This window comes from Neisseria sp. HMSC068C12 (genome assembly GCF_001814095.1).
Classification (GTDB): Bacteria; Pseudomonadota; Gammaproteobacteria; order Burkholderiales; family Neisseriaceae; genus Neisseria; species Neisseria perflava.
In genome coordinates this window covers 193,846-216,329 of record NZ_KV814823.1, presented here as the reverse complement: position 1 = coordinate 216,329, position 22,484 = coordinate 193,846, and the positions used below count along the sequence as shown (strand labels likewise).

At 49.3% G+C, this 22,484-nt stretch carries 21 protein-coding genes and 4 tRNA genes; 6 read left to right on the top strand and 19 right to left on the bottom strand.

The genetic code is table 11. The features are described from left to right. Position 1 precedes the first annotated feature (1 nt). From pilQ to aroB, 3 genes are all read left to right on the top strand, one after another. Complete coding sequence (pilQ, locus tag HMPREF2952_RS07675; protein ID WP_049336963.1) at positions 2–2,134, top strand: type IV pilus secretin PilQ; 2,133 nt, start codon at positions 2–4, stop codon at positions 2,132–2,134. A gap of 122 nt (positions 2,135–2,256) precedes the next feature. Beyond that, positions 2,257–2,778 carry a shikimate kinase gene (locus HMPREF2952_RS07670; protein ID WP_083296575.1) on the top strand — a complete coding sequence of 174 codons (522 nt, stop codon included), beginning with the start codon at positions 2,257–2,259 and terminating at the stop codon, positions 2,776–2,778. A gap of 22 nt (positions 2,779–2,800) precedes the next feature. Beyond that, positions 2,801–3,880, top strand: coding sequence for a 3-dehydroquinate synthase (aroB, locus tag HMPREF2952_RS07665; RefSeq protein ID WP_070503951.1), 1,080 nt, complete (start codon positions 2,801–2,803; stop codon positions 3,878–3,880). 129 nt (positions 3,881–4,009) lie between these two features. Here the strand turns inward: aroB and HMPREF2952_RS07660 are convergent, their stop codons facing one another. The 3 genes from HMPREF2952_RS07660 to HMPREF2952_RS07650 all read right to left on the bottom strand — a co-directional run bounded on the left by HMPREF2952_RS07660 (position 4,010) and on the right by HMPREF2952_RS07650 (position 6,744). After that, on the bottom strand, positions 4,010–5,323 hold the full coding sequence (locus HMPREF2952_RS07660; protein WP_070695464.1) for a sensor histidine kinase: 1,314 nt from the start codon (positions 5,321–5,323) through the stop codon (positions 4,010–4,012). Between the two features lie 29 nt (positions 5,324–5,352). Continuing rightward, a complete protein-coding gene (locus tag HMPREF2952_RS07655) occupies positions 5,353–6,030 on the bottom strand; it encodes a response regulator (RefSeq protein ID WP_070460434.1) in 678 nt (225 codons plus the stop codon). Positions 6,031–6,177: 147 nt separating this feature from the next. Next, positions 6,178–6,744 (bottom strand): NADPH-dependent FMN reductase, encoded by a 567-nt coding sequence (locus HMPREF2952_RS07650; RefSeq protein ID WP_070587528.1) that lies wholly within the window; start codon positions 6,742–6,744, stop codon positions 6,178–6,180. Between the two features lie 136 nt (positions 6,745–6,880). Between HMPREF2952_RS07650 and HMPREF2952_RS07645 the strand changes: the two genes are divergently transcribed. After that, positions 6,881–8,308 (top strand): MFS transporter, encoded by a 1,428-nt coding sequence (locus HMPREF2952_RS07645; protein WP_049336971.1) that lies wholly within the window; start codon positions 6,881–6,883, stop codon positions 8,306–8,308. A 70-nt stretch (positions 8,309–8,378) separates the two neighbouring features. Beyond that, the gene (gene dacB / locus HMPREF2952_RS07640) at positions 8,379–9,791 is read left to right on the top strand and encodes a D-alanyl-D-alanine carboxypeptidase/D-alanyl-D-alanine endopeptidase (RefSeq protein ID WP_049336968.1); all 1,413 of its coding nucleotides are present in this window, start codon (positions 8,379–8,381) and stop codon (positions 9,789–9,791) included. A 287-nt stretch (positions 9,792–10,078) separates the two neighbouring features. Here the strand turns inward: dacB and HMPREF2952_RS07635 are convergent. From HMPREF2952_RS07635 to HMPREF2952_RS07560, 16 genes are all read right to left on the bottom strand, one after another. After that, positions 10,079–10,155: transfer RNA gene (locus tag HMPREF2952_RS07635), tRNA-Asp, on the bottom strand. Positions 10,156–10,187: 32 nt separating this feature from the next. After that, positions 10,188–10,263 (bottom strand) — tRNA-Val (locus HMPREF2952_RS07630). Positions 10,264–10,302: 39 nt separating this feature from the next. Further along, positions 10,303–10,379 (bottom strand) — tRNA-Asp (locus HMPREF2952_RS07625). A 32-nt stretch (positions 10,380–10,411) separates the two neighbouring features. Further along, a tRNA-Val gene (locus HMPREF2952_RS07620) sits at positions 10,412–10,487 on the bottom strand. 69 nt (positions 10,488–10,556) lie between these two features. Continuing rightward, positions 10,557–12,539 (bottom strand): monovalent cation:proton antiporter family protein, encoded by a 1,983-nt coding sequence (locus HMPREF2952_RS07615; protein WP_049336355.1) that lies wholly within the window; start codon positions 12,537–12,539, stop codon positions 10,557–10,559. Positions 12,540–12,803: 264 nt separating this feature from the next. Beyond that, complete coding sequence (gene fabG / locus HMPREF2952_RS07610) at positions 12,804–13,550, bottom strand: 3-oxoacyl-ACP reductase FabG (protein ID WP_049336356.1); 747 nt, start codon at positions 13,548–13,550, stop codon at positions 12,804–12,806. A 44-nt stretch (positions 13,551–13,594) separates the two neighbouring features. Then, positions 13,595–14,632, bottom strand: a complete 1,038-nt coding sequence (locus tag HMPREF2952_RS07605) for a glycosyltransferase family 8 protein (RefSeq protein ID WP_070695462.1) — start codon at positions 14,630–14,632, stop codon at positions 13,595–13,597. Further along, complete coding sequence (locus HMPREF2952_RS07600; RefSeq protein ID WP_049336417.1) at positions 14,625–15,695, bottom strand: WaaS/CpsH family glycosyltransferase; 1,071 nt, start codon at positions 15,693–15,695, stop codon at positions 14,625–14,627. The genes HMPREF2952_RS07605 and HMPREF2952_RS07600 overlap by 8 nt, the downstream gene beginning before the upstream one ends. Positions 15,696–15,750: 55 nt before the next feature. Continuing rightward, the gene (locus tag HMPREF2952_RS07595; RefSeq protein WP_049336360.1) at positions 15,751–16,752 is read right to left on the bottom strand and encodes a WaaS/CpsH family glycosyltransferase; all 1,002 of its coding nucleotides are present in this window, start codon (positions 16,750–16,752) and stop codon (positions 15,751–15,753) included. Between the two features lie 73 nt (positions 16,753–16,825). Further along, complete coding sequence (gene fabD / locus HMPREF2952_RS07590; protein ID WP_070625182.1) at positions 16,826–17,752, bottom strand: ACP S-malonyltransferase; 927 nt, start codon at positions 17,750–17,752, stop codon at positions 16,826–16,828. A gap of 153 nt (positions 17,753–17,905) precedes the next feature. Beyond that, the gene (locus tag HMPREF2952_RS11535) at positions 17,906–18,109 is read right to left on the bottom strand and encodes a DUF1294 domain-containing protein (RefSeq protein WP_224783389.1); all 204 of its coding nucleotides are present in this window, start codon (positions 18,107–18,109) and stop codon (positions 17,906–17,908) included. A 51-nt stretch (positions 18,110–18,160) separates the two neighbouring features. Further along, positions 18,161–19,123: a beta-ketoacyl-ACP synthase III gene (locus tag HMPREF2952_RS07580; protein ID WP_070695460.1), complete on the bottom strand. Its 963-nt coding sequence runs from the start codon at positions 19,121–19,123 to the stop codon at positions 18,161–18,163. A 152-nt stretch (positions 19,124–19,275) separates the two neighbouring features. Then, positions 19,276–20,346 (bottom strand): phosphate acyltransferase PlsX, encoded by a 1,071-nt coding sequence (plsX, locus tag HMPREF2952_RS07575; protein ID WP_049336419.1) that lies wholly within the window; start codon positions 20,344–20,346, stop codon positions 19,276–19,278. Between the two features lie 122 nt (positions 20,347–20,468). Then, positions 20,469–20,993: a phosphoribosyltransferase gene (locus tag HMPREF2952_RS07570; RefSeq protein WP_049332638.1), complete on the bottom strand. Its 525-nt coding sequence runs from the start codon at positions 20,991–20,993 to the stop codon at positions 20,469–20,471. A 92-nt stretch (positions 20,994–21,085) separates the two neighbouring features. Next, the gene (rpmF, locus tag HMPREF2952_RS07565) at positions 21,086–21,265 is read right to left on the bottom strand and encodes a 50S ribosomal protein L32 (protein WP_002240035.1); all 180 of its coding nucleotides are present in this window, start codon (positions 21,263–21,265) and stop codon (positions 21,086–21,088) included. 33 nt (positions 21,266–21,298) lie between these two features. Continuing rightward, positions 21,299–21,802: a YceD family protein gene (locus HMPREF2952_RS07560; protein ID WP_049336368.1), complete on the bottom strand. Its 504-nt coding sequence runs from the start codon at positions 21,800–21,802 to the stop codon at positions 21,299–21,301. A gap of 55 nt (positions 21,803–21,857) precedes the next feature. On the opposite strand from HMPREF2952_RS07560, the gene HMPREF2952_RS07555 reads away from it, so the two are divergent. Beyond that, positions 21,858–22,448: a Maf family protein gene (locus tag HMPREF2952_RS07555; protein ID WP_049336421.1), complete on the top strand. Its 591-nt coding sequence runs from the start codon at positions 21,858–21,860 to the stop codon at positions 22,446–22,448. Positions 22,449–22,484: the final 36 nt, after the last annotated feature.

Below are 22,484 nucleotides of genomic sequence, written 5' to 3'. Positions count from 1 at the left end.
TATGAAAACCAAGCACATGACAAAATTATTTGCCGGCTTCAGCGTTGCCCTCGCTGTTCAGACGGCCTTTGCAGGCAATATTACCGATATCAACGTTTCCACTTTGCCTGACAACCAAAAAATTATCAAAATCCGTTTCGACAAAGACGTCACTACACCTCATGGTTTTGTAACATCTACTCCGGCGCGTATCGCATTGGATTTTGCCAACACCAATATCCGTTTGCCTCAGCCTGTTTTGGAATATGCCGACCCATTGCTGAATCAAATTACTGCGGCACAAAACAATGACCGCGCACGCGTGGTTTTGGGTTTGAACAAAATCAGCCAATACAATACTGAGATTCGCGGCAACGAAGTTTGGGTGTTTGTAAACGAATCTACTGACCAAACCAATGCAGCCGTTGCAAATGAACGTGCGGCTACGCCGTCTACCGCGCGCGCTGCTCAGACTTATCAAGCCGTTTCAGCAGCCAATATTGATTTCCGCAAAGGCGCACGCAATTCCGGCATTATTGAATTGTCCGCCCCAGGTTTCAGCGGACAGCCGGACATTAAACAGCAGCGCGACCGCGTGGTTGTTACCTTGAAAAACCATACGCTGCCGACACAAGCGCAACGCAGTTTGGATGTGGCTGACTTCAATACGCCTGTACAAAACGTTACGCTCAAACGTATCGGCAATTCTACCCAGCTCATTATCCGCAACAGTAATGCGAATTGGGACATTAATACCAAAGCCTCTTCCGGCCGTTTTGTATTTGAAGTATCGCCTAAAGCCGCCAATACCGAATCCGGCGGCTTGAACCAAAATGCAAACAAATCGTTTAAAGGCCGTAAAATTTCCTTGGACTTCCAAGATGTAGAAGTCCGTACCATTTTGCAGATTTTGGCGAAAGAGTCCGGCGTGAATATTGTTGCCAGCGATACCGTCAAAGGCACCATGACCCTGTCCTTGAAAGATGTGCCTTGGGATCAGGCTTTAGACTTGGTCATGCAGGCGCGCAATTTGGATATGCGCCGTCAAGGCAACATCATCAATATCGCACCTCGCGATGAATTGTTGGCAAAAGACAAAGCCTTCTTGCAGGCGGAAAAAGAGATTGCCGAATTGGGCCCGCTGTATTCTCAAACCTTCCAGTTGAAATACAAAAACGTGGAAGAATTCCGCAAAATTCTGCGTTTGGAAGAATACGACAGCAATAATTCCAATACCCGCAACACTCTGTTGAGCAACCGAGGCAGCGCCTTAATCGATCCGGCCACCAATACGCTGATCGTGACCGACAACCGCGGCGTGATTGAGAAATTCCGCAAACTGATTGATGAATTGGACGTTCCAACCCGTCAAGTGATGGTGGAAGCGCGCATTGTGGAAGCAGAAGATACCTTCTTCCGCAACTTGGGCGTTAAATTCGGTTCCGGTGGTGCAAGTGGCCGTAACGCATGGGGTAGCAACTGGAGCAATGCACAAACCAACTACAATACCAATGCCTCATTTAACCGTGGCGACGTAGGCTACCGCACATGGACTTTGGATCCGAACGTCAGTCTGCCGACCGCAGCCGCAGTCAACAGCATTGCGCTGGTGCGTGCGTTCTCATCCGGTGCATTGGGTTTGGAAATCAGCGCGTCTGAAGAACAAGGTAAGAGCAAAACCATTTCCAATCCGCGCGTGCTGACACAAGACCGCAAAGAAGCCAAAATTGAATCCGGTACGGAAATTCCTTATCAAGAGGCTTCTTCCAGTGGTGCGACTTCGATTACCTTCAAGAAAGCCGTTTTGGGCTTGACCGTAACGCCGAATATTACGCCTGACGGTCAAATCATCATGACTGTGAAGATTAATCGAGATACCCCGATCGACTGTACCGTGGATTCTCTGACAACCAAGTGTATCAACACCAAACACTTGAATACCCAAGCCATGGTTGAAGATGGCGGTACGCTGATTGTCGGCGGTATTTATGAGGAAGAAAGCACCAATGCAGTGAACAAAGTCCCTGTTTTGGGCGATATTCCTGTTGTCGGCAATCTGTTCAAATCACGCGGCAAACGTGAAAACCGCCGTGAGCTGTTGATCTTCATCACGCCGCGCATTATGGATAATGTGGGTAACAATCTGCGTTATTGATTTTAGAATGACAAACAGGCATATCTGCAAAGGTATGCCTGTTTTCGTTTTCAGACGGCCTGAGATGAAAAGGCCGTCTGAAAAACGACGAACTTTTCCACGAAACCACCATATCGTATAAAATGACCCACATGGAAAAAATCAACGGCAATTTAATCTTAATCGGGCTGATGGGCGCGGGCAAAACCACTTTGGGCAAGCAGCTTGCCCAAATGTTTGAATGCCCGTTTTACGACAGCGACTACGAAATCTGCGCTTCTTCGGGCGTATCCATTCCGACCATTTTTGAGATGGAAGGGGAGGAAGGCTTCCGCAACCGTGAAACCAATATGCTGAAGAAGCTCGCTTCCCGGCGCAACATCGTTTTATCGACCGGTGGCGGCTCCGTATTACGCAGTGAAAACAGACAGATTTTGTGCCAAAACGGCACGGTTGTTTATTTGCATGCCAGCCCCGAAACCTTGCTGGAGCGTACCCGTTACGACAGCAACCGGCCGCTGTTGCAAGTTGCCAATCCTTTGGGCAAACTGCAAGAGCTGTATGACCAACGCGATATGCTGTACCGTCAAACCGCCCATCTCGTCATCGAATCCGACAGCTGTCACAAAACGCTCAAACGCCTGATACAGGCTTTAGGCGAATAAATACGCTTTGCAAAGGAATACTATGCGCACACTGACTGTCCAAACCCCGTCCCATCAATACCCCATCTTTATCGGGCATAAGCTGATTGAGCAGGCCGATATGCTGCTTCAGCCCTATCTAGGTAAAAAAGCAGCCATTATTACCAACGAAACCGTTGCGCCGCTTTATCTCAAACAGCTTCAGACGGCCTTAGACAGACTGGGCGTGCCGCATTTCAGCATTATCCTTCCCGACGGCGAAGAATATAAAAACTGGCAGACGCTCAACCTGATTTACGATGGCCTGATGCAAAACCGTGCCGAACGCAAAACCACTTTAATCGCTTTGGGCGGCGGCGTGATAGGCGATATGGTCGGTTTTGCCGCGGCGACTTATCAGCGTGGCGCACCTTTTATCCAAGTACCGACCACATTGCTCAGCCAGGTCGATTCCTCGGTCGGCGGTAAAACCGCCATCAACCATCCGCTCGGTAAAAACATGATTGGCGCGTTTTACCAGCCGCAAGCCGTTTTGGCCGATTTGACCGCCTTGCAAACGCTGCCGCAACGCGAACTTTCCGCAGGCATGGCCGAAGTCATCAAATACGGCGCATTGGGCGATGCCGAATTTTTTGCCTGGTTGGAAGAAAATATGGCCGACCTGATGGCGCAACATCAAGAAAAAATGGCGGAAGCCGTTTACCATTGCTGCAAAATGAAGGCCGATATTGTTGCCCAAGACGAAACCGAGCAGGGCATCCGCGCATGGCTTAATCTCGGCCACACTTTCGGCCATGCCATCGAAGCCGAAATGGGCTACGGCGTATGGCTGCACGGAGAAGCCGTTGCCGCCGGTTGCGTCCTCGCTTCCCGTTTGTCGCAAATCTTGGGCAAAACCCGACAGGCCGACACCGACCGCATTGCCGCTTTAATGGAAGCCGCTTCCCTCCCGTCTGCGCCGCCCGTTTTCTCCTTTGAAAAATGGATTGAACACATGAGCCACGACAAAAAAGTCAGCAGCGGCATCATGCGTTTTGTCGGTTTGGAATACTTGGGCAAAGCCAATATTACCGAAATTACCGATATGGAAATCCTCCGCCAAACCTTGCAACCGTATTTGTGAGGAATGAAGTAGGTTTGCTTCAAAATATAAAAAGGCCGTCTGAAAGTCATTTTCAGACGGCCTTTGGTTTTAAAACGTTTTCATTTATCGGATTAAAGCTAGATAAACCAATTTGGGCGGGTCAATTATTTAAAGCATCTTTTTATCCAACTCGGCAATAATCAACAAGCCGCTGTCAAAGCGTCGGCTGTCGGCCAGTTTCAGACGGCCTTGATGGCGTTTGACAATGGTGTCTGCGATGGACAGGCCAAGTCCGGTGCCTTGTTGTTCGGTGCCGAGAATACGGTAGAAAGGGTCGATAACGCGTTGGCGTTCGCTTGGGGGAATGCCGGGGCCGTTGTCTTCCACCCAGATGTTGAGGTATTCGGCGGTTTCGTCAAAGCCCAAATCGATGCGGCCGCCTTTGGGAGTATAGCGGATGGCGTTGTCGGTAAAGGTTTTGATGAGGGTGTAGATTTCGGTGTCATCGGCGTGGATTTGGCAGTCGTTTTCAACGGCGACGCCGATGTCTTGACCTTTGGCCAGCGCCAGCGGCATGAGTTCCTGCAAGACACGGCGGAACTGGTTTTGCAGGCTGATCAAGGTTTTAGGGCGTTGGGTTTCGGGCGCTTGGGCGCGTGCGAGGGAAAGGAGTTGCTCGAGCAGGTGGCGGTTGCGCTGTATGCTTTGTTGCAACAGGGCGGACTGCTCGCGCGCTTCGGCGGACAGCTGCATATTGTTGAGCCGCTCTGCCTGAAGGGAAAGGGCGGTCATGGGGCTGCGCAATTCGTGTGCGGCATCGGCGATAAAGCGTTGCTGTTGGCGGACGTTTTCGTCGGTACGTTGCAACAGGTTGTTGATGGCGACGACAAAGCCTTGGATTTCGCTGGGAATGTCTTGCGTGTCCATAGGCGAGAGGTCGTTGATTTTGCGCTGTTCCAAATCGTTGGACAGGGTTTTGACGGAACGCATGGCGCGGTGGGTAATCCAGACGGTGAGCAGGATAATCAGGGGTAGGGCGAGGAGCATGGGGAGGATGCTCTGTACGGCGGCCATTTCGGCCAGCTCTTCGCGGTAGTCGCTTTCCTGCATGACGGCGATGCGGCCTTGCTTGGTGTCGCGGGTATAAACGCGGTAGTAATCGTCATCGTCATCGGCCTGAATGGTGTGCAGGCCGTCTGAAATCTTTTCAGGCAGGCTGACAATGGGGTTGGGCGTATTGGGAAATTGAACGGAAATCTTGTTGTCGTTGTCGAGAGAGTGTTTCTCGTCATCGGCATCGCTCGGGTCGAGATAGTTCGCGACTTGGCGCAACAGATCGTCTTGAACCTCTTGGGTCTCGTGATAAGTATCGTAATATGAAAATATGCCTGCAAGAATGGAGAGGGGTAGGAGCATGCAGATCAGGGCGAGGCTGATCCGGACTTGCAGGGATTGTTTGATGGTGTGGATAAGGCGTTGCATGGTTTGTGTGTTGATATTGTTGTGGTTTTTCAGACGGCCTGGTTGTTTTGTGCAACCAGCCAGCCGACCCCGCGGACGTTTTGAATCGCTTCTTTGCCGAGTTTTTTGCGTAAGGCGTGAATTAGGAAGTCAACGGCGTTGCTTTCGACTTCTTCGCCCCAGCCGTAGATTTTGTCTTCTAAATCACTGCGCGACAGAATCATGCCCGGACGCAGCAGTAGGGCTTGGAGGACGGCAAATTCTTTGTTGCTGAGCATGATGGCCTGTTCCTGCCCGACCACTTCCGCCTGATGGGTGGAGGGGTTGAGTGTGATAATGCCGTTGCTCAGCAGCGTTTGCGCCTGTCCGCCGTGTCGGCGCAATACGGCGCGCATACGGGCTTGCAGCTCCGCCATGTCGAAGGGTTTGACGATGTAGTCGTCTGCGCCGCCGTCTAGGCCGTTGAGGCGGCTGTGCAAATCATCGCGCGCGGTCACGATTAAGACGGGAACGGTACAGCCGCCGTTGCGGATTTGCGCCAATACGTCCAAACCGTCTTTGCCGGGCAAACCCAAATCCAAAAGCAGCAAATCGTATGCCTGCGCCGCCACTGCTGCGGCAACTTCCGAACCGCGGCTGACCCAATCGACAGCGTAGCCGGTGTCTTTCAGGTTGGCACTGACGGCTTGGGCAATCATGGCATCGTCTTCAACCAATAATACGCGCATGGAAGTTCTCCGTGAGGATGGGTGGACAGTGATTATAACCGCACTCAATTAGTAAAAATTTAGGAGCTGTCTAAAAACTGATTTTTTGCAAAAGATGAGGCCGTCTGAAATTTCGTTTTTCAGACGGCCTGTATGCTTCAATCCCGATTATTTAGGGTTTTTCTCAATCAAGGCAACCAATTGGTCGATATAGCCTTGAACAAATCCGCGCGCGGATTCGATGAGCTGGCCGTTGTCGTCAAACAGGGTAGGCGAGTTGCCGAGAAACACTTCCGGTTGGCCGGTCAATGGCATATCGAAATACGAAAGGGCAAGGCGCAGATTTTTTTGCGCGCTATAACCGCCCATTTTACCGACAGAATGGCTGATGATGCCGGCCGGTGTTTTTTTCCAGGCAACATCGGCATTGGGTTTGGAGCCGATGTCGATGGCGTTTTTCAGGCAGGCGGGGACGGTACGGTTGTTTTCGGAAGTCACGAACAATACGCCGGCAGAGGCTTTGATGGTTTCACGGAACTCGGTATAGCTGGATGGAGTGGGGAAGTCGGTAACGGCAGGATCGTCGTAGTCGAAGTTGTATAAAGGCAAATGGCCGATTTCGACGATTTGCGCTTCGTAGCCTTCGGGGAACATGGGAATGACGTTTTGTGCGACTTTTCGTGCGAACGAGCCTTTACGCAGGCTGCCGACCAAGATGCTGACTTTCTTTGACATGTTTTTCTCCTGTTTAATAATGAAAATGAAAACAATTCTAAATTTTAGTGTTATCTGGGGAAGCGGTCAAGGTTTCAGACGGCCTGTCAAAATGGTTTATGCTAAAATAACGGTTTCGCTGATATTTCAAATTATTATGCACGCTTCTGATTCGCAAGAGGGTGAAACGGCACACGAATACTACGCCGACGATACCGACTTTCCTGCTAAAACCATTGTCGCCACCTTATTCATCGGCGCATTTTTCGGCTATCTCAACGACACGCTGTTGAATGTCGCGCTTACGCCGATTATGAAGGATTTTGGTGTCGATAAGACCACGGTTCAATGGCTGACAACGGGCTTTTTGCTGGTCATGGGGGCATTTACGCCGATTACGGCAGGCGTGATTCAATGGTTTGAAACGCGCAAAATGGTGCTGTTTACGCAGGCAACGTTTTTAGCAGGATCGCTGATTTGCGTGTTTGCACCGACGTTTGGCGTATTGGTGGTCGGTCGGATGGTGCAGGCAGTGTCTGCCGCGTTTTTTGTCCCGCTTCTGTTTAACGGTGTGTTGTCGATTTTCCCTCCCAACAGGCGCGGAACGGCGATGGGTGTGATTACCATGATGTTTACCGCCGCGCCTGCAATGGGGCCGACGCTGTCGGGCATCATCATCGACCATACGCATTGGCGCGTGCTGTTCGGTTTTACCGCGCCGTTTATGTTGGCGGCGATGGTGCTGGCGGGCAAATATTTAACGGTCAATTTGAGCAACATCAGCCGTCCGAAAATTGATATGTTGTCGGCTGTGCTGTCGATTGTGGGCTTCGGCGGGTTGGTTTATGCGAGCAGTAATTTTGCCCATATGCCGCTGCTGGAATTTATCCTGCTCTTTGCTGCTTCCGTTGTACTGGTGGGGTGGTTTGCGCGCCGGCAGTTCCGTTTGGCTACGCCGTTGTTGAACCTTCGTGCGTTTGAATACAAACAGTTCAGATATTGCGTTGTGATTTTGGCCGGTGCGATATTCCTGTTTTTGGGCTTGGAACTGATGGTGCCGATGTACACGCAGCAAGTGTTGATGCTGACCGGTACGGCAACTGGCCTGATCCTGATGCCTGCCAGTATTGCCCAAGCGGTTGCCGCGCCTTTGTTCGGCAAATTGTTGGACAAAAAGGGCGGACGCTTTGTCGTTTTGCCGGCAACAGTGATGCTGGTGGTGTCGTTGGCGGTATTGTGGCTGTTTTTGCGGATTGATACGCAAGTGGTGATGTTGACGGCGATGTTTACGCTGTTGGCGCTTTCCGTGTCTGCTTGTGTAACCGGCGAAACCCATGGTCTGAACGCGTTGCCGAAAATGCTCAATCCGCACGGTGCGGCGATTCTGACCACCATCAACCCGATTGCCGGTGCCATCGGCGCGGCGTTTTTTGTTGGTGCGACCAATATCGGCGAGAAACTTTCCAGCGCAGATATGCCGCAACAGGCAATGCTGGACGGTATCCATTTGGCGATGGGTTGCGCTTTGGTTGTCGGTGTTGTGGTCGTCATGTTTGCTTTACGTTTGAAAGCGCATCAGAAATAAAGAAAAAGGCCGTCTGAAACGTTCAGACGGCCTAAGCACCTCGTAAGAATTTATAAGATTTTGTAACACAATGAAGTTAAAATGTATTTTATCAATCGGCCTGATGATGGCGGTTTGTCCGTCATGGGCTTTGGATTTCGGGCGTATTCCTGAAAATGAGATTTCTGTTTATGTGCAGGAATTGGACAGCGGCAACGTGATTGCCGAACACCGTGCCAATGAATTGCGCAATCCTGCTTCGACCATGAAGCTGGTAACGGCGTTTACCGCGTTTCGTATGTTGGGCGGTGATTATCGTTGGAAAACTGAGTTTAAAACCAACGGCCCAATCAAAGGCGATACGTTGAAAGGCAATGTGTATTGGGTGGGGAGCGGCGATCCTGTGTTTGACCAGCATGATCTGGTGCAAATGCAGCAACAGATGCGCGATAAGGGCATACGCCATATTGACGGACATCTGATACTCGACCGCAGCCTGTGGGGCGATGTGAAGAATCCGGATGATTTTGCTTCCGATTCTGCCGAAAGCTTTATGACGCCGCCCGATCCTAATATGTTGGGGTATAAAACCGTTGAACTGCGTGCTGAAAAAGAAGAAGACGGAAGCTTGGTCATCCGTACCAATCCGCCGCTTCCGAATCTGAACATTCAAAACAAATTGACACTTGAGAATAAAGAAGGGAAGTGCAGTGTTTTAAAAAACCACATGAAGACTTCCTATAAAAACAATACGCTGACCGTATCGGGCAAGCTGCCGGAAAGCTGCTTGGGCAAAGAGCTGTATCTGAATATGTATAGCATGAAAGAATTTGTCGGCAAAAGTTTTGTCAACCAATGGCGCCAACAAGACGGCACGATTTCAGACGGCCTGACGACAGGTGCTGCGCCTCATGACGCGCATGTGTTGGCGAGTCATCAATCCAAACCGCTTGCCGATATCCTCACCGATATGAACAAGCATTCCAATAATCTGATTGCCCGTTCGGTTTTCCTTAAATTTGCCGGACATATATCTGATTACAAGCAGGCGCAGGCCAAGGCCGCGTCTATCGTAAAAAGTGAGCTGGCGGTTGCCGGTATCAATACGGAAGGGCTGGTGTTGGAAAACGGCTCAGGCCTGTCCCGCGTAGAACGGCTCAATGCGCGAATGATGGCGCAAATGTTGGAAAAAGCCTACTTCAGCCCGTTTAAAAACGAGTTTATCAGTACGCTGCCGATTGCCGGTAAAGACGGCACGCTTAAAACACGCTTGAAACAGCCCGGTGAAAACCTGCGCCTCAAAACCGGTACACTCAAAGATGTCCGCGCACTGGCTGGGTATTGGTTGGGCGAAAAGCCGTTGTTGGTTGTCGTCATTATCAACAGCCAAAAGTCAACCGATTATTTACGCGACTTGGATAAGCTGGTGTCTAAAATTGTTCAGCCCGGTGGCGAACATTGGATTGATGCTAAGGCTTCCTGCATGATTAGGTATCAGGCTTGATAAGCTAAAAAAGGCCGTCTGAAAATGTATTGACGTTTTCAGACGGCCTTTGTGTAAGAAGGACAAGTATTTATGTCTATTTTGAAGGATAATTTAGGGATTTAATGGATAAGCGTTTGGTGTAAATCCGCTTGAGATAGATGGTTTTATCTTCGGTATTTAAGACGTATGTTTTAAGTTTTATTCCCACCTTCTCTTGTCTAAATAATCGGACTTTTTACGAAAAGGCATAAGGTACAGACGAAAAAAATACCGGTAAAAACCGGTATTTTTTATTTTTAACTTGATGGCGCGGCGGACGGGGCTCGAACCCGCGACCCCCGGCGTGACAGGCCGGTACTCTAACCAACTGAGCTACCACCGCGCATCCATTGTCAGGGACAATGAAAAGTAAAGTGGTGGGTGATGACGGAGTCGAACCGCCGACATTCTGCTTGTAAGGCAGACGCTCTACCAACTGAGCTAATCACCCAAAAAAGGGAGATACTGAAGAATCAGTATTTTTAAATAATGGCGCGGCGGACGGGGCTCGAACCCGCGACCCCCGGCGTGACAGGCCGGTACTCTAACCAACTGAGCTACCACCGCGCATCCACTGTCAAAGACAATGAAAGGAAACTTGGTGGGTGATGACGGAGTCGAACCGCCGACATTCTGCTTGTAAGGCAGACGCTCTACCAACTGAGCTAATCACCCATGCGCAAAATTGCGAAGACGTTATTAAACCAAAAAATCCTGATGCGCGCAAGATTTATTTGCCGATAATTAGATGTCTCCCTGCAAGCACCAGTTTTCAAAGGAAATAATTTCTTCCTGTTTGCCTGCGACAACCAAAATGTCGCCGGTTTCCAGAACGAAATCAGGGTCAAGGTCTTGGATTTTTCCGGTATTGCGGCGGATAAACAATAGTTTCAGATGATGGGCGGTCAAGGGCAATTCACGGATGGTTTTACCGATGGCATGTGCCTCGCCTTGCAATGGGAAGGCATGGCGGCAGACGGCCTTGCTGTCTTCGTCGGAGAAGCTGTCATCATCACTGCCGACAAACAAGTCTTGCAAAGATGCATAGCGGCTGTGACGGATGTGGGTTATGGTTTGATAAACATGGTTGTAGGAAAGGCCGTGGCCCAACATGGCATAGCTTGCCAGCACCAGGCTGGTTTCTTTGGTATCGGAGACGGTTTCTTCAGCACCCATTTCGGTAAAGGTTTTAACGTAATCGTCATTGGTGGCGCGAACATAAACCGGCATGCTCGGATGCATGGACATGATGTTGCCGAGAACATGTTGGGTTTCATGCATATTGTTCAGCGTGATGACCACCATTTTGGCACGTCCCAAGCCGGCGGCTTCCAAGACTTCACGGCGTTTGGCATCGCCAAAGGAAACCGGTTCGCCTGCGTTGCGTGCCACTTGTACGCGGGCAATATCCAAGTCAAGGGCAAAGTAGGGGATGCCTTCTTGCGCCAATACACGGGCAACCGATTGACCGCCGCGTCCGAAACCGATAATTAGGACGTGTTCGGATTTGCTCATGGTTTCCACCAGCATGGAGTGCAAGTCCAAGGCTTTCATGTCCCAGTCGGATTTAACAAAGCGGCTGACGATGGCATCGCTGCTGCCCAAAATGAATGGTGCGGCAATCATGGAGAGCAAGACGGCTGCAGTGGCTGCTTGTTCCAATTCGGGCGAAACCATATTGATTTTGCTGGAAATAGCCAGCATCACGAAACCGAACTCGCCGCCTTGTGCCAAATAAAGCGCACTCTTGAGGCTGTCGCTCGTAGGGTTTTTCATGCGCAAAGCGATGATGAAGACGACCAGTGCTTTCAAGACCAACAGGATTGCCAACAAAATCAGGATTTGCTGCCAGTTGCCGATCAGCGCCTGAATATCCAGCTTCATACCGACGGTAATGAAGAAGAAGCCCAGCAGGATATCGCGGAATGGACGGATGTCGTCTTCCACCTGAATACGGTATTCGGTTTCGGAAAGCAGCATACCGGCAACGAATGCGCCCAATGCCATAGACAGGCCTTCAAGCTCCGTCAGATAGGCCACGCCCAAAGTAACCAGCAAAACGTTGATCATAAAGAGTTCGGACGATTTGCGTTTGGCAACCAGTCTGAACCAGCGCGACATCACACGGCTGCCGACAACAAACAAAATGCCCAAGGTCAGCAACATTTTCAAACCGGCCAAGCCCAGTTCTACCCACAAGTTGCCTTCGCTGCCGCCAGCAAGTGCCGGAATCAGAATCATCAGCGGTACCACGGCAATATCTTGCATCAGCAAAACACCCATGGCCATTTGTCCATGTGGCTGACCCAGCTCGGTTTTCTCCGACAGAATGCGGCTGACGATGGCGGTGGACGACATGGTCAGTGCGCCCGCAGTGGCAAACGCCCAGTTAAACGGCGTGCCCATTGCCATCAAAATGCCCATAATCGAGAGCATGGTAATGATGACTTGCAAACCGCCCAAGCCGAATACGAGACGGCGCATGGCTTTGAGTTTGGGCAGGGAGAATTCGAGACCGATGCTGAACATCAAGAATACAATGCCTATTTCGCCCAAATAGTCGGTGGCATGGCTTTGCGGAATCAGTTTGAACATACCCGGACCGGCAATAAAACCGACCAAAAGATAACCGAGCATGGAAGGAATGTTGAACTTGCGACAGCAGATAACTGTAATGACGGAAACCAACAAGACAATGACAATGGGTCCGAGGGAGAATTCGTGCATAGAGTGGGCGGCCTTTCGTTAAGAGTAGCTATTGTTATATAGGCCGTCTGAAACACGTCGAAAACCGACAGCAAACCCAAATAAAAACGCACAGAATGAACTTCATTTCTGCGATTTGATTTCCCGTATCATGCTTATTTGGACTTACTGTTTCGAGCGTTATCTAACGGATTATTAAGATTATATCAAGATAGAATGTAAAGTAGTGTTTTGATTGACAAAAAAGGCCGTCTGAAATATTCAGACGGCCTTTAAATAAATGGTTTAAGGCATCAACATGCCGCCGTTGACATGAAGTGTCTGACCGGTAATGTATTTTGCCTGATCAGAAGCCAAGAACAAGACTGCATCGGCAATATCTTGTGCTTCACCGAATTTGCCCAAAGAAGTTTGCGCTTCAAAGGTTTTGCGGGTTTCTTCCGGTAGGGCGCGGGTCATATCGGTGTCGATAAAGCCGGGGGCAACGCAGTTGACGGTAATGCCACGGCTGCCGACTTCACGCGCCATAGATTTGGAGAAGCCGATTAAGCCTGCTTTTGCGGCTGCATAGTTGGTTTGGCCGGCATTGCCCATCACGCCGACAACGGATGTGATGTTGATGATGCGGCCGGCACGCTGTTTCATCATGCCGCGCAATACGGCTTTAGAGGCGCGGAAGACAGATTTGAGGTTGACCTGCATGATGTCGTCCCACTCTTCCTCTTTCATGCGCATTAGGAGGTTGTCGCGGGTAATGCCGGCGTTGTTGACCAGAATATCCAGTTTGCCGAATTCTTTTTCGATGTCGGCAATTAGATTTTCGATGGTTTCAGGTTCGGCAGAATTTAATGCACGGCCTTCGCCACCCCATTGTGCCAAGCGTTCGCCGATTGCAACCGCGCCACTCTCACTAGTGGCAGTGCCGATAACTTTTGCACCGGCCGCAGCCAAAGTATCGGCAATTGCCGCACCAATACCGCGCGATGCGCCGGTTACCAAAGCGATTTTGCCGCTTAAATCTTGTGTACTCATGTTTTATTCCTTAATTGCGATTGGAAAAATGGTTTCAGACGGCCTTATTTACCTGGGGAGGGTGCTTGATACCGTCGTTTGTTGATTCTTCGTAATAAATATTCTCTGTAGTATGCCCATGCTTGCTTTTTTTGTCCTTGTTTCCAAAGCCGTTTGGCTGCTTGTCTAAATTTCCTTTTAGGATTTGGAAAGGGCAACCAAGTTGATAGAGGTTGTTCTAGATATCCGTTATTCCATGGGGAATTCTTAAAATATTGATCATATGCAGGGTGGAAGCCTAATTGATGCCACGGTTTGATATGACCAACAAAATGGACTAAGCGGATATTGTTGGGATTGTCGATTAATTCACTGTATTTTTGATGCCAATGTATCCAGTTAAAGTTTTCTGAAAGCCAGTGTACATGACCTATACAGGCTAAATTCAAAATATCTTGGTCTGGACAGGAGAGTTTAAAATTCTGTTTTTCTACGGCTTGCATTTTTTCAGACAAAATTTTATCTATTGCCATATCATTCCATTTGTCAATATTGAATAGAATGACCCCAGAGTTGAAATAAGGCTCAGTATCTGTAAAACCAAATTGATTGAGTTGTTTTATATATGCTCTGTATAAGATTGCATCAGGTACGGCAGCAATCAAAGAATTTGAAATGTCGATTTCAAATAAATCATCAATGTTGCCCAAGCACAGTACATCAGTATCTAAATAAAGCGCAGTATGAGCAATACCTTTTAATAAGCAAGGGATACTCATACGGTAATACATAGCGATAGTAAAATAATGGGTAGTCTGCAGGGTAGAAAAGTATTCTGTATTTAAATGGTAAACGCTTATTGCGTAGTTTTGATTTGATGTTTCAATTTGATCGAAAATATTAAAATCATAACCTTCTGAACCACTAACTAACAAATGAAAATGTATTGGATTGGTATTGTTTTGCAGCACAGAAAGTAACGCAGTGCCGATGTGTTTGATATAGTTTTGATCGGCTGCATAAACAATATGTCTCGGCTGTTCAACGAATTCTCGTTTGCGGATATGAGCAGTTTCTAATACTAATTTTTCTCTATCAAACATTTAAATTCTCCACAACGTCTCTATCGATTTCAGGCAATCCGATAGGGATATTCGGTTCAATATCAAATGCGCAGCTGATCCAGTTGCTGAAGCTGTATTTGTGCTTCAGGCCGGGGGCAAGCGGTACATACGGCAAGGTCAGGAAGGCTTTGAGTTCGTCAAGGTTGCTTCCATTCCAGTAGAACATATTGTTCGGGTGATAAAAATCGTAATGTACGATGGTCGGATTGGTCGTAATCAGTTTTTTGTCCAAACCAATCGCTTCGAAAATCCGCAAAGAGAGGCCGTAGTGCTTGCGGTTGAGGAAATCTACCAATACGGAGGATTTGGCCGCTTCTTCTAAGTTTTGACGATAGGAGAGGGCGTTTTCAAATGAGAAGAACTCGACCTCGGGAATGCCCAAAGCCGCTTTTTCTTCTTCAATTTTCTTACTGGCCAAGCGGAAATCTATTTCTAAACCGATTGAACGTGCAGCTTCGCAAAATGCACGGATGTCATTGTTGCGGTCGGCAGCGTACGAGCCGATAAACAAGATTTTGTTTTGCGGGTTTTCAGACGGCCTGAAGCTGTCAAAGTAGAAGCTGGTGGTTGGAAAGAGTTTTTCGGCGTATTCGGGGTGTTTGCCTTGGTCAAACGGATCGAAAAAGTAAAATTTGTCGAAAAATTCGATGTTGTCGAAGTCTTCTTTTAAGAAGGTCAGGGCTTCCCAGTTGTAGTACACCATCAATTTTGAATGCGCTCTGAGCTTGGCGATGAAGTCTTTCGGGTAGGCGCCTAGCCAAATCATGAAGCAATAATCCGCTTGTTCGGGATGTTCGCTTAACAGGGTATTGAGGCGTTCTTCTACGGCGCGGAACATGGTCCGTTTTTTGAAGTCTTTTTGTCCAAGAATATTTCGATACCAGATTTTTTTCAGCCGTTGAAATACATTTTTGTATTTGAACTCTTTTTCTTCATAGGTCAGGGACAGCACTTCAAATCCGCATTTCTCCAAGTTCTCAATAATGAGTTCGTGGATTTTGAAGAGTTCCGGCATGGCGAGAATGACTTTTTTCTTACTCATAATGTATTCGATGTAATATTTTGTCAGGCAGAAGTATCTGCCGTAGGCAATAGGGTTAATCAATGCCGAGCAGGCGGTTTAGCCATTGTGTAAACGAATAATAGGCTTTGATTTCAGGGTCAGGTTGCTGATACGGGCGCGCCAAGAATTCAGGCAATGCGTCTAAATTACCGCCGTCCCATACGAACACACGGTCCGGGTGGTATAGGTCGGTCTCCAAGATATGTTTGTTGGTGGTGATCAGTTTTTTATCGAAACGCAACGCATCGAAGATACGGAATGATAAGCCGTAATGTTCGAATTGTGCAAAATCGACAACCGCACCGCAACTTTGTACTTGGCTGAGGTTTTCTTCAAAGCTGAGGATGCTGCTGCGGTCAAGATAGCGGATGCCGTTGTGTCCGAAGGCTTTTTCAGCCCTATCGTCTTTACAGTAGATATGAAAATCCAAGGGTAGGTTGAGGCGTTCGGTTTCTTGGATAAAGCGTTTGGTTTGTTCTTCGCGTCTAAGTTCGTAGCCGCCTAAAAAGTAGAGTTTGTTGGTAGGTGCATATTCTGCCACGGGAAAGTCAAAGTAAAAATTGGTGGTGGCTTTGAAACGGCATTGTGGATATTTTTGAATATCGTCGGGATCGAAAACCCAGCATTGGTCAAAATAATCCAAATATTCAATAATATCTGGAAAACGACCTACGCCATCCCATTGATAATTCACACAAACATTGCTGTGTTCGCGGATGGTGGCGATGATTTCTTTGGGGTAAATATTGGCACGGATACAGAGCGCATAATCGGCTTTTTTACCATTTAACAAGGCCAGTTTTTGTTGAATGTCGTCGAGGTGGCGGCTGTATTTGAGGTATTTTTTATAGTTGCCGTCTTTGGTGATGTGTTTGTGGTAGAGATTTTTGAGTCTGCTGCCCAAGTTCGGATAATAGGAATCTCGGTCGTCATAGCACAGGTTAATGACATCAAAACCAAGAAAACGCAGATTTTTTTCGATACATTGATCCAGTCCGTACATGTAGGGAACGGCAAGAATAATGTTTTTTTTCATAATGTATTCGGATTGGAGTGAGCTGATTTTTCAGACGGCCTTGCCTGACAGGATAAGGCCGTCTGAAAACGTTTTAGTGGGCTTCGATAAATGCAGTCACTTGATCGGCATTGGTCAATGCGCTGCACGCGGCTTCTTTATTGATGCGTTTGGCGAGGCCTGCGAGGACTTTGCCGGGGCCGCATTCGGCGGATTCAGTGATGCCTTCGGAGACAAGTGCGTTGACGGTTTCTGTCCAGCGTACCGGGCTGTACAGTTGGCGTACCAAGGCATCTTTGATTTTGTCAGCATCATCATAAGAGGCAACATCGGCGTTATGAATGACGCGGATTTGCGGTTGTTTGATGGTGATGTCTTTCAGTGCTTCGGCAAGTTTTTCCGCTGCAGGCTTCATGAGGCTGCAATGTGAGGGAACGGAAACAGGCAGCGGCAGGGCGCGTTTGGCTCCGGCTTCTTTGGCGGCAGCCATGGCGCGTTCGACTGCGGCTGTATTGCCGGCAATCACGACTTGGCCTGGGGAGTTGAAGTTGACGGCTTCAACGACTTTGCCTTGTGCAGCTTCGGCACAAATGGCTTTTACTTGATCGTCTTCCAAACCCAAAATAGCGGCCATTGCGCCTACGCCTTGCGGTACGGCAGATTGCATAAGTTCGGCGCGCAGACGAACCAGTTTGACCGCGTCTGCGAAATCCAATGCGCCGGCAGCGACGAGGGCGGTGTATTCGCCGAGACTGTGGCCTGCAACGACGGAAGGGATTTTACCGCCGGCTTCCAAGTAGGCGCGGTAGGTGGCAACGCCGGCAGCCAGCATGATGGGCTGGGTGTTGACGGTTTGTCCGATTAATTCGGCATCTTCGCCGTTAATCATTGCCCACAGGTCTTGACCCAATACGGCGGAAGCTTCGTCAAATGTGGCTTTAACGATGGCTTGCTCGGCAAAGCCGTTCATCATGCCTAGGCTTTGTGAGCCTTGTCCGGGAAAGAAGAATGCGAAAGACATGGTAATTCCTTATTGGTTTGAATGTTTGAGGGTGTCCGCCAGCAGAAGGAGGGTGGCGACAGTATTGGTTGCGGCGGTCAGTCGGAAGGTGCGGACAAAACTGAGTTTGCTGGTTTTATGCCGGAATGCGAGGCTGCTGCAATAACCGCCCGGTCAGCCGCCAAGCAGATTGAGCAGGTGCAATTTTGCTTCGGGTATGCGTCTGCCGTGGTTGCGTGCGCGCTGTTTGTCTAGGTAGTAAAGCAGGAAAACGTATGCACTCAGTGCGAGATAGGCGATTGCCAGTTTGGGCAATATTATAGCCGTTATGCTTAAAAACAGGCTGCTGATGCAGAGTGCAAACGTTAGGGATTTCATGGGTTTTAGCAGAATAGGCTGTCTGAAAGGGATGTTCAGACGGCCCAACCGTTAGTATTTTACTAAGACCGCACCCCAGGCAAAACCGCCGCCGATGCCTTCGAGCAAGAGGTTTTGTCCGCGTTTGATTTGGCCGTTTTTAATACCGACATCCAGTGCCAGCGGAATAGAGGCAGCGGACGTGTTGCCGTGGTCTTCGACGGTCAGGATCACTTTGTCCATGCTCAAGCCCAAGTGTTTGGCGGTAGAGTCGATAATGCGCTTATTGGCTTGGTGCGGCACAAGCCAATCGATTTGATTGGTGGTATAACCGGCTTCTTCGATAACGTCATCTGCGATTTTGGACAGCATTTTGACGGCAAACTTGAATACGCCGGGGCCGTCCATGCTGATGTAGGGCGAACCGCAAATCTGGCCGTTGGCAATTTGTCCCGGGACGTTCAAAAGGTTGAGGTAGTTGCCGTCGGCTTTGAGTTTGCTATGGATAATGCCCGGTTCGTCAGATGCACTTAAGACAACCGCGCCCGCACCGTCACCAAAGAGGACGCAGGTGGTGCGGTCGTTCCAATCGACGATGCGGCTGAAGGTTTCAGCGCCGATAACCAAAGCGTTTTTCGCCATGCCACTTTTGATGTAGGCATTGGCAGTGGTCAGGGCATACATAAAACCGGCGCACACGGCTTGTACGTCAAAGGCAGGGCAGCCGTTGGCAATGCCCAATTTTTGCTGCACGATGGTTGCCGTAGAAGGGAACTGCATATCGGGGGTAGCTGTGGCGACGATAATCAGGTCGATATCGTCAGCCTGCAAACCGGCATCTGCCAAGGCGCGGCGCGCTGACTCGGCGGCCAAATCGCTGGTTTTTTCGCTGTCGTCTGCAATATGGCGAAATTTGATACCTGTACGCGTGGTAATCCACTCGTCGGAAGTGTCCACTTTTTTGGCAAGGTCGTCATTGCTGACGCGGTTGGCAGGAAGGTAGCTGCCTGTACCGGAAATTTTGGCATATTGCATGAGAACGGCCTTTTTAGAGAGTTGATTCAGATAGTCGGGTATTGTAAGCGAAAATGGGAAAATTCCCAATATTAAGAATGAAGTCGGTGATTAAAGATAAAAACAGGCCGTCTGAACTTTTTGGAGTTTCAGACGGCCTGTGTATATCAGCCTTAAGCTTCCGTTGCTGGAGTAGCGGTTTCTTCCAGTTCGGCTGCTGCTTTGGCGGCTTCCAAAGCAGCCAACTGGGTGGCTACGCCTTGTTCGATTTTAGCGAGGCCGGCGGATTTGGCTTCGTGGTAGGCTTCTTCCAAAGCATAACGGAAGCCGACTTCGTCGGTTCCACCGTGGCTCTTAATCACAATACCGCGTAACCCAAGCAGGATGGCGCCGTTAAATTTGCGCGGATCCAGTTTGCCTTTCAAACCTTTGAGTGCGGGCAGGGCGGCAATGGCGGCAAGTTTGTTGAACAGGGTGCTTTTGAATTCACGACGGATGGCGCCGCTCATGAATTTAACCGCGCCTTCGATGGTTTTGAGCATAACGTTGCCGACAAACCCGTCTGCGACAACGACATCGGCTTCGCCATACAAAACGCTGTTGCTTTCGATATTGCCGATAAAGTTGAGTTTGCTGCTGCTCAACAGTTTAAAGGTTTGTTTGACGGCATCCGTACCTTTGATGTCTTCTGTACCGACGTTCAAGAGGGCGACGCGCGGGCTACCTTTTTCGGGGTGTAGCGCGTGTACCAGCTCGCTGCCGATGATGGCAAATTGAACCAGTTGTTCGGGCGTACAGTCGACGTTAGCTCCCAAATCCAAAGCCAGAGTAACGTGTTCGCTGTCGGAAGGCAGGAATTTGGCGATAGCAGGGCGCTCAATGCCGGGAATGGTTTTGAGGACGAATCGGGCGGTCGCCATCAGTGCGCCGGTATTGCCTGCCGATACGGCAGCTTGCGCGTTGCCTTCTTTAACTTGGTTGATGGCGATGCGCATGGATGATTCTTTTTTATTTTTCAGCGCAGATTGCGGTGCTTCATCCATTTCGACGACTTGCGCTGCATGGCAGACAGTAATGCGGTCCATAGGTGCGCCTGCCGAGCTTAATGCTTGGCGGACTGCTGCTTCATCTCCGACCATAATCAGATGTACGTCGGATTGCTGTTTCAGGAAATCCACTGCACCGGGGACGGTAATCGCAAGGCCTGCATCTCCGCCCATGGCATCTACGGCCAGTGTAATCATGTTGTTCTCCGGTTTGTGTGTTTCAGACGGCATCAAACAATCGGAAAAGCACACTCATCCGATTTTCAGGAGATTAAATGGAAAATCAGATGAAAAGGCTTGTTGCGATGGTCGTACCAGATTTATTGGTTTTGCGCGGCCAATTTGTTGTGTTCGTCGATGTCCAGCGCGTCCCAAGGATAGTTGATCCACCAGTCTTCAACGGTGATGCCGCTGAAATAAGGGATGCCTTCGGGAATCTTGCCAACTTTGGCTTTGATTTTTTCATGCAATACTGCCACGCCGATAGTGCCGAAATCTTCTTTCAACAATTCGTTCAGGCAGAATTCCATGGTAACGCGGCTGTCGTCCACTTCGTCAACAACCAGTACGTTTTTGCCTTTCAGTACATCGGGAACGGGATCGAGCCATTGGACTTTTTTCACTTCCTCGGTCACTTGACCTTCGTGATCGTTGTCGTAGTAGGCTGTGGTGACGGCGTAAATCGGAATTTCCAAGAAGCAGCGCAACATGCGGGCAGGGATAAAACCGCCGCCGCCAATGGCAATCATGGCATCGTATTTGGTGCCGGAGTTTTGGATTTTTTCCGCCAATCCTTTGATTACGCGGTGGATGTCGTCGTAGGTGTACCAGATTTTACGTTTCATGGTGTGCTTCCGAAGAGGAAAATACAGGGTGCAATGCAAAAAAGCCAGTCATTGCATGGCAATATTCTGGCTTTTTCAGTCAGACGAACGGATTATTCGCCTTTAGCTTTTACCACTTTACGGCCACGGTACATACCGTTTGGAGAAATGTGGTGTGGACGATGCACTTCGCCGGTTGCGCTGTCAACAGACAGAGAAGGCGCAGTCAGAGCGTCGTGTGAACGGTGCATACCGCGTTTAGAAGGGGATTTTTTGTTTTGTTGAACGGCCATTTCAAGCTCCTAGATAAATAAACTGTGTCCTAATTAACTGCTTTTCAAACCTGCTAAAACAGCGAAGGGGTTTGGTTTGTCCCGATTGACTTCGTCCAGTGTTCCATTGTTGCCGCAGTCTTCGTGTCGAGGGGAGAAAGGGAGCGACATCAGGATTTGGTCTTCAACCAGAGTCCGCACGTCAAGCTCTTTTTCGAGCAGCATGCCTTCCAATTCTTCATCGGTAAGCATGGCTTCGTCCAAACTCTCTTCATCGGCAAACAGGACGATACGGCTGGTTTCATCGAGTAGAAACGGCATGGGCGTAATGCAACGCTGGCAAATCAGGGGCATGTCGGCTTTGACGTTTAAATCGAGAAACAGACGTTGCAGCCGGTCGCGACCGCCTTGCAGCGTAAACGACACGCGTGTCTGTTTGTCGGCCGGATAATCGTGCGAACTGACTCGTTCATCCAATTCTTCGAGCAGGAAGCTGCCTTGCAGATTCTGCCCTTCGGCGGCGAAAACTTCTGGGTCAATCAAATTAGGGTATGACATAAACGGAGTATGATATAATTTTGGCAGTCTAACGTCAATGTTTTTAAGTAAAAATATGGAAGTAAAACTGCCTTTGGTTTTAGGGTCGAGTTCGGTTTTCCGCTGCGGACAGCTTCGCCGTTTGGGTATCGATTTTCAGACGGCATCGCCTGATTTTGACGAAACGCCTATTGCGGGCGAACATGCAGGCGAAACGGCGCTGCGTTTGGCGGAAGGCAAAGCCCGTTCATTGGCGGCAGCTTTTCCTGCCGCGCTGATTATCGGTGCAGACCAAGTGGCATGGTGCGAAGGACGTCAATTGGGTAAGCCGATGAACGTCGCAAATGCACAACAGATGCTGGAAAACTTAAGCGGAAAACGGATTGAATTTTACAGCGCAATCGTGCTTTTGAATACTGCTACGGGCAAGGTTCAGCATCATGTCGATCATACGGTGGTTGCCATGCGCCAGTTGTCGCAGGAACAAATCAGCCGATATTTGGAACGCGAGCCGGATGCAGTTTATTGCGCCGGTGCGGCGAAAAGCGAGGGTTTGGGCGCCGCTTTGTTGGAGCGGATTGAAAGTACGGACCCGAATGCTTTGATCGGCCTTCCGATTTTCCGTCTGATTGATTTTTTGAAAAACGAAGGTGTGGAAGTTTTATAGTTTGAGGCCGTCTGAATGTGTTCAGACGGCCTGAGA

Bases quoted from the DNA above. Each gene is read 5' to 3' on its own strand.
- pilQ (WP_049336963.1), top strand. From the start codon at position 2: ATGAAAACCAAGCACATGACAAAATTATTTGCCGGCTTCAGCGTTGCC.
- HMPREF2952_RS07670 (WP_083296575.1), top strand. From the start codon at position 2,257: ATGACCCACATGGAAAAAATCAACGGCAATTTAATCTTAATCGGGCTG.
- aroB (WP_070503951.1), top strand. From the start codon at position 2,801: ATGCGCACACTGACTGTCCAAACCCCGTCCCATCAATACCCCATCTTT.
- HMPREF2952_RS07660 (WP_070695464.1), bottom strand. From the start codon at position 5,323: ATGCAACGCCTTATCCACACCATCAAACAATCCCTGCAAGTCCGGATC.
- HMPREF2952_RS07655 (WP_070460434.1), bottom strand. From the start codon at position 6,030: ATGCGCGTATTATTGGTTGAAGACGATGCCATGATTGCCCAAGCCGTC.
- HMPREF2952_RS07650 (WP_070587528.1), bottom strand. From the start codon at position 6,744: ATGTCAAAGAAAGTCAGCATCTTGGTCGGCAGCCTGCGTAAAGGCTCG.
- HMPREF2952_RS07645 (WP_049336971.1), top strand. From the start codon at position 6,881: ATGCACGCTTCTGATTCGCAAGAGGGTGAAACGGCACACGAATACTAC.
- dacB (WP_049336968.1), top strand. From the start codon at position 8,379: ATGAAGTTAAAATGTATTTTATCAATCGGCCTGATGATGGCGGTTTGT.
- HMPREF2952_RS07615 (WP_049336355.1), bottom strand. From the start codon at position 12,539: ATGCACGAATTCTCCCTCGGACCCATTGTCATTGTCTTGTTGGTTTCC.
- fabG (WP_049336356.1), bottom strand. From the start codon at position 13,550: ATGAGTACACAAGATTTAAGCGGCAAAATCGCTTTGGTAACCGGCGCA.
- HMPREF2952_RS07605 (WP_070695462.1), bottom strand. From the start codon at position 14,632: ATGTTTGATAGAGAAAAATTAGTATTAGAAACTGCTCATATCCGCAAA.
- HMPREF2952_RS07600 (WP_049336417.1), bottom strand. From the start codon at position 15,695: ATGAGTAAGAAAAAAGTCATTCTCGCCATGCCGGAACTCTTCAAAATC.
- HMPREF2952_RS07595 (WP_049336360.1), bottom strand. From the start codon at position 16,752: ATGAAAAAAAACATTATTCTTGCCGTTCCCTACATGTACGGACTGGAT.
- fabD (WP_070625182.1), bottom strand. From the start codon at position 17,752: ATGTCTTTCGCATTCTTCTTTCCCGGACAAGGCTCACAAAGCCTAGGC.
- HMPREF2952_RS11535 (WP_224783389.1), bottom strand. From the start codon at position 18,109: ATGAAATCCCTAACGTTTGCACTCTGCATCAGCAGCCTGTTTTTAAGC.
- HMPREF2952_RS07580 (WP_070695460.1), bottom strand. From the start codon at position 19,123: ATGCAATATGCCAAAATTTCCGGTACAGGCAGCTACCTTCCTGCCAAC.
- plsX (WP_049336419.1), bottom strand. From the start codon at position 20,346: ATGATTACACTGGCCGTAGATGCCATGGGCGGAGATGCAGGCCTTGCG.
- HMPREF2952_RS07570 (WP_049332638.1), bottom strand. From the start codon at position 20,993: ATGAAACGTAAAATCTGGTACACCTACGACGACATCCACCGCGTAATC.
- rpmF (WP_002240035.1), bottom strand. From the start codon at position 21,265: ATGGCCGTTCAACAAAACAAAAAATCCCCTTCTAAACGCGGTATGCAC.
- HMPREF2952_RS07560 (WP_049336368.1), bottom strand. From the start codon at position 21,802: ATGTCATACCCTAATTTGATTGACCCAGAAGTTTTCGCCGCCGAAGGG.
- HMPREF2952_RS07555 (WP_049336421.1), top strand. From the start codon at position 21,858: ATGGAAGTAAAACTGCCTTTGGTTTTAGGGTCGAGTTCGGTTTTCCGC.